This is a genomic window from Ancylomarina euxina (genome assembly GCF_003863355.1).
Classification (GTDB): Bacteria; Bacteroidota; Bacteroidia; order Bacteroidales; family Marinifilaceae; genus Ancylomarina; species Ancylomarina euxinus.
The window spans coordinates 1-969 of the sequence record NZ_QQWG01000063.1 but is presented as its reverse complement, the minus strand read 5'-3'; the positions used below and the strand labels follow the sequence as shown (position 1 = coordinate 969).

At 42.8% G+C, this 969-nt stretch carries 2 protein-coding genes; one reads left to right on the top strand and one right to left on the bottom strand.

The window, feature by feature from the left end:
- Positions 1-42: 42 nt before the first annotated feature.
- The gene (locus tag DWB61_RS17705) at positions 43-204 is read right to left on the bottom strand and encodes a hypothetical protein (protein WP_158614464.1); all 162 of its coding nucleotides are present in this window, start codon (positions 202-204) and stop codon (positions 43-45) included.
- 173 nt (positions 205-377) lie between these two features.
- Between DWB61_RS17705 and DWB61_RS17580 the strand changes: the two genes are divergently transcribed.
- Positions 378-969, top strand: a 592-nt coding sequence (locus tag DWB61_RS17580) for a reverse transcriptase domain-containing protein (RefSeq protein ID WP_262702397.1), incomplete at its 3' end; no start/stop codon positions are given.

Genomic DNA, 969 nt, shown 5'->3' with positions numbered 1-969 from the left:
AGCAAAGTCGATGTTCTAACGAACAGAAATCTGATATAAGGCTCAAATGGGAAGGGTAACCGAGCCATAGATTGGGAACGCCCAAAATTCAACCGTAATCCCATAGGGTAAATCAGATAGGACACGATGAAAGTCTATCATCTTATCCCGAGAGATCTCACCACCTGTTACTTGGTAACAAGCTGAGCGGCAACAATCAGTCATAGGTTGTTAAAATGTAAGAGTGAGAAGTCAGCAGAGGACATAGTAGTTCTGTTTTTTTTTTACAGAATGAAGGTCTAAATCGAATAATGTAAGGAGCAGTCGGATTAATCTTCGCATATATGGAGCACCAGCAATTTATCGGATATCAAAGAGATCTTTTCGTAGAGGAGGAATTGAATTCGATACGCCAATTTGAAAACTGTAATCACGTAGAGTGCGCAGGATCTATATCGGAGGGGCAAGTATTGGGAGCGATAAATCAAGGACGAGCCTTAGCCGGAAATTTAATTGGCATGGTCTGTAGCAGGTCTAACCTGAGCCAGGCCTTTAAACAAGTAAAACGAAACAAAGGAGTTGCCGGAATCGATCAGGTACCCGTGGGTGATTTTGCTCGCTGGTATCAAGATCACGGAACGGTTTTGATCAGTTCACTTCTTCGAGGCACTTATTATCCTGAAGCCTTGCGTATGGTTAAGATCCCGAAACCCAATGGCGGTCAGCGCCAGTTGGGTATTCCAACGGTAAAGGATCGAATTATCCAACAGGCTGTATCGCAGATTTTGACACCTATCTATGAGTCTGAATTTTCAGATTTCAGTTATGGTTTTCGTCCTAAACGCAGTGCTCATATGGCATTGCATCAGGCGAGTACCTATGTAAATGAGGGTCGGTCTGTCGTCGTTGATATGGATATGAAAAGTTTCTTCGATGAAGTAAACCATGATCGATTGATGAGACGTTTATCAAGTCGCATAAAGGATCGTG